We start from the raw sequence: 5,080 nt of genomic DNA, 5'->3' as shown, positions 1-5,080 counted from the left end.
AATCAAGTTTCCTTGGTTTTGTTTTCTTTCTGCTACTCTCCAGTATTGGTCTAATTTTTTCAAATTGTTCCTTACTTATATCGCTTGGATAGCTTTTTTGCATAGATATACCTCTTTCTTAACTATGCTTATTTTACCTCATATTTTCGAGATCCTTAACAGGTTCTAAGATACAATACCTCAACTTATTTTATTTATAAAAAAGTTATAAATATATACCTTTTAAGTATTTACTTCTTACCCTTAATCAACTCTAAAGCCTTCTTCAAATCTATGCTTTCAATATCTGCACTCTTGCCCAAAGCAACGTTTGTTTTACCGCATTTTATATAGAATCCGTACCTACCGTTGCAGATAAAAACTTCTTTTCCCTTTTCATTAACCCCGAGAGATTTTAACTCTTTGCGTGGACTGTTTGCAATAATTTGTACAACTTCGCTCAATTCTGTATTCAGCACCTCTTTGGAGCTTTTCTTAAGAGAAAAGTATCTACCATCATAGAAAATATAGTACCCAAATCGCCCAAGGCCTATTTTTACTTCCTTTCCGGTTTCAGGGTGTTCTCCGATTACTTTTGGCAAGGAAAGTAACTGAGTGGCGGTGCTCAGATCAATATCATTAACATTTATATCTTTTGGTATAGAAACCGCCTTTTTCTTTTCTGACTCATTATTAAACTGCAGGTAAAGCCCAAAAGGACCTTTTTTAATTACTACCTCTTGTCCTGTTATATCATCTATACCTAAACTTTTTGGATATTCTGAATTGTCGTTACTACCTGTAATTTCTTTTGTATGGTTGCATTCAGGATAGTTAGAACATCCAAGGAACACCCCGGCTTTTCCAAAGTTCAATTTCAATATGCCACCCAAGCAATCAGGACATTTCGTATTCACCTCTTTTTTTCCTTCTTCTGAACAAAACCAATCGATTACCAAATCGTGAATGCCGCTGAAAACTTCATCATGCGTCATTTGCTTGACAGAGTTTACATGACCAAAAAATGGCACCCAAAAGTGGCCTAATTCTTTTTTCCAATCTGCATGTCCATTTGAAATTAAATCAAGCTTCTCTTCCATTTGTGCTGTGAAATCATACTCTACACAACGCTGAAAAAAAGTTTCTAAAAATATAGTAACGATTTTACCGCGGCTGCTTGGAATAAACCTTTTGCTATCCAATGAAACGTACTCACGATCTTGTAATACCGAAATAATTGTTGCATAAGTTGATGGTCGACCTATACCGATTTCTTCCATTTTTTTTACGATACTTGCTTCACTATAACGAGGTGGCGGTTGAGTGAAATGTTGTTTTGGCTCAACTGAAATCAGCTTACACGCTTCCCCTTCCTTCATGGCAGGTAGCAGGCCTTCATTTTCGGCTTCTATGTTATCTTGGTAGACTCTATAAAAACCATCAAAGAATATACTCGACCCACTTGCTCGCAGAACTACTTTTTGATCAGTAGAACTAATTTCAACTACCACTTGATCAAGGATCGCCGACTCCATTTGACTTGCAATGGTCCTTTTCCAGATTAAATCATACAATTTAAATTGCTCTGGCGTTAAGTAATCCTTAATACTACCCGGCGTTCTATTGATATCAGTTGGACGAATTGCTTCATGTGCTTCTTGAGCATTTTTGACCTTTTTTACATATTTACGAGGAGACTGCGGTAAATATTTATCACCATATAATGACTTAATTGATCCTCTAATTGAGTTTATAGCCTCATCTGCAATATGAAACCCATCTGTACGCATGTAAGTTATCAACCCTACAGTTTCACCACCAATATCGATACCTTCGTATAAATTTTGCGCTACTCGCATAACATTTTTCACGTTAAAATACAGCTTATTTACTGCATCTTGCTGAAGACTTGAAGTAATAAACGGAGGAAGCGGGTTTCTCTTAACTTGCTTGCATTCTACTGTGCTTACAGCATATTGCCTTGACTCAATCTCCCTGACTAAGTTTTTTGCTTCTTCTTCATTCTTAATATCAAATTTTTCTAGCTTTTCATTGTCATAGTGGCTTAGCATAGCAAAAAAAGCCTCATCTTTGCTATTTTGCATTTCTGCCTTTATGCTCCAATACTCCTGTGTTATAAACTTACTAATTTCATCTTCTCGTTCGCATATAATCTTTAATGCAACAGACTGCACTCGCCCTGCAGACTTGCTCCCCGACAATTTTGTCCACAGCAGTGGTGACAAGCTAAATCCAACTAGATAATCCAAAGCTCTACGTGCTTGTTGTGCACGCACTAAATCCATATTTATTTCACGTGGATTTTTTATAGCCTCTTGTACTGCTCCTTTTGTTATCTCATTAAAGACTACTCTATAAATGTTGTTTTCATTACTGATTGCTTTCTTTTCTTTTAATGTCTCTACCACATGCCAAGCCATTGCTTCCCCTTCTCTGTCTGGGTCTGTTGCAAGATATATATCTGATGCTTTACTTGCGGCTTTTACTAACTCTTTTATATACTTTTCTGCTTTTTCAATGGTCTCATACTTTATAGCAAAATCATTATCCGGATCGACGGAGCCGTTTTTTGCTGGAAGATCTCTTACATGTCCAAAGGATGCAGCTACTTTGAACTCTTTACCCAAATATTTACCTATCGTCTTTGCTTTCGCAGGTGATTCAACTATTAATAATGCCATATTGTCAATTATTTTAGTACTTAAAGATAATATGTTGAGAAATATACAATGAAAAGTAAAAAAATATTTTAATGGTTCTTGTGAATTTTACGAACCGGGTTGTGGGACCTTTTCAGAAAACCCTTGGACGTTGCTATTTTTAAGTGACTTTGAAGGCTCATTACAATAGTATATGATCGCAGCAGCAACCAGACAACAAGCTCCAACTGCTATTCCCACCGCTAACATTTCTAGGTGAACTGCAATAGCTACTCCTAAAGCAACCCCGGCTATTGCCAGTGCAGAAGCAGCCACACCAGGCAGTTTACTTCTCTTTTCACTTCGTGAACTTGGCTGTATATTATTGTTCTGGATGTCATTTTCTTGATCTGAAACTAGTATTTTAGTACTACCACTTTCAGAAGCTATGCTACTAGAGTTACCGTTGGTTGTTAAAAATTCTGGTTGTGTACTTTGTTGATTACCATTACTTTCGAGTTCTGAAGAAGCCTCACTATTACTTGCACCTATGTGTTTAATAATGCCAGTTATTTCACTTACAGGCTGAGGAACTTGCTCATCAACACTAGAAGAACAAGCTTGATCAATGTTTTGATCATCAGGGCTCTCGCTTGACAGGTTATTCTCTATAACCTTTGCAAACGCCCTTACTTTCAATGTAGGAGCATGCCTTTCTGCAAAATTTTCAAAATCTACGAAGTTAATTAGAGTGATTCCTCCATTTCCTAACTCTTTTCTAAAGTCATCTTTGTGAACTTTAAAAAAGTTTTCTATACCAGCAAATATCATTGCTTGAAAATCACGCCTATAATGCGTTGATAAAGCATCAATTAGCGGCTCATGATTGTGCAGAAAAATTTCTTTTTTTATTTCGTTAGCTTTATTAATTAGAGTATAAGCATATTCTGGATATTGCCTTTGTAAGCTTTTTTGGTTATCAAACTTATTGCGTATATCTTTATTTTTTTCCCATATGCTAGCTAGTTCATTAATGTTGCTTTCTTTTAAAAAGTCATATAGTGGCTTGTCTTCTTTTGTAAGTTTTTCAATCTCTTCCTTATACTTCCGAAGACCTTCTCTATAACTACTAGCTATATCACTATTATACTCTAGTTGAACGGAATCTTTTAACTGCAAATTATCTTGACTGATATGTAAACCAGCAGTTTCCAGTTTTGCTATATGACCTACCAGAATTTTTACCATCTTTATATGGTTATCGTTATTAGTATAATGGCGATTGTGGTAATTGTTAACAGCAGAACCTAACGATATACCTCCCTTTTTATCCCTTTTATCAATATCAGCTCCTCTATCCACCAGAGCTTTCACTATTTCTACCTGGCCACACTCAGCAGCCCAATGTAAAGGAGTTTGTCCATATTTATCTTCTTTATTAACATCAGCACCTTTGTCGATTAAAGCTTTTACTATCTCTACACGTCCCCTTTTAGCAGCCAAATGCAATGGCGTTCTTCCATCTGTGTTTTGTAAATTAACATCAGCCTCTGCTGCTAATAGAGCATTCACTGCATCTGTATGGCCATTTTCAGCAGCCAAATGTAAAGGAGTATCGTAAAGCCAACAATCTCTCACATCAACATCAGCCCCTGCTGCTAATAGAGCATTTATTGCATCTGTATAACCATTTTCAGCAGCCCAATGTAAAGGAGTCCATCCATTTTCACTCTTCGTATTAACACTAGCTTTACTTGCTATTAGAACTTCTACTATCTTTTTATGGTCATTTGCAATAACCCAATGTAAAAGGGCCCATCCATAATTCCATAAACCATCACTCGTATTAATATTAAATTCTTCTGCCTCCAATAGAGCATTTACTGCTTTTGTATGGCCATTTTTAATAGCCAAACGTAAAGGAGTTTCTCCATTATCATCTATTGCATCAATATCAGCCCCTTTTGCTAATAAAGCATTTATTGCACCGTATGGCCTGTTTCAGCAGCCCTATGCAAAGAAGTTTGTTCCTTCTTACTTTTTGCATTAATATTAACCCCCGCCCCCGCTTTTATTAGAGCATTTACTACCTCCTTGTGACCAATTTTGGCAGCCCAATATAAAGGGGTCAGTCCATTCATATCTTTCGTATTAACACCAGCTCCATTTGATATCAGAGCTTCTACTACCTTTTTGCAGCCATCCCTAGTAGCCAAATATAACAATGTAAGTTTAAAAGAGGCAAGACCTGTATATAAGGTGAATTTATAATTTATGTTAAATCTATCATTTTTCCAATCCTGGAATGTACTTAGAACCTGTTAAGGATCTCGAAAATATGAGGTAAAATAAGCATAGTTAAGAAAGAGGTATATCTATGCAAAAAAGCTATCCAAGAGATATAAGTAAAGAACAATTTGAAAAAATTAGACCAATACTGG

Annotated in this window: 3 protein-coding genes and 1 pseudogene; all 4 read right to left on the bottom strand. The window is 36.1% G+C overall.

The window, feature by feature from the left end; all coding sequences use genetic code 11:
• A pseudogene (locus OZD63_RS01780) lies at positions 1-103 on the bottom strand (IS5/IS1182 family transposase); the annotation flags it as partial.
• Between the two features lie 127 nt (positions 104-230).
• Entirely contained in the window at positions 231-2,681 is a 2,451-nt protein-coding gene (gene topA, locus OZD63_RS01775) for a type I DNA topoisomerase (RefSeq protein WP_275007971.1), read from the bottom strand.
• Positions 2,682-2,768: 87 nt separating this feature from the next.
• Positions 2,769-4,583 (bottom strand): ankyrin repeat domain-containing protein, encoded by a 1,815-nt coding sequence (locus OZD63_RS01770; protein WP_275007972.1) that lies wholly within the window; start codon positions 4,581-4,583, stop codon positions 2,769-2,771.
• 35 nt (positions 4,584-4,618) lie between these two features.
• Entirely contained in the window at positions 4,619-4,864 is a 246-nt protein-coding gene (locus OZD63_RS01765) for an ankyrin repeat domain-containing protein (RefSeq protein WP_275007969.1), read from the bottom strand.
• Between the last annotated feature and the right edge of the window lie 216 nt (positions 4,865-5,080).

This window comes from Wolbachia endosymbiont of Drosophila leontia (assembly GCF_028981785.1).
Classification (GTDB): Bacteria; Pseudomonadota; Alphaproteobacteria; order Rickettsiales; family Anaplasmataceae; genus Wolbachia; species Wolbachia pipientis.
Note: the sequence above shows the minus strand (reverse complement) of the source record. Positions and strands in the feature narration are given on the sequence as shown.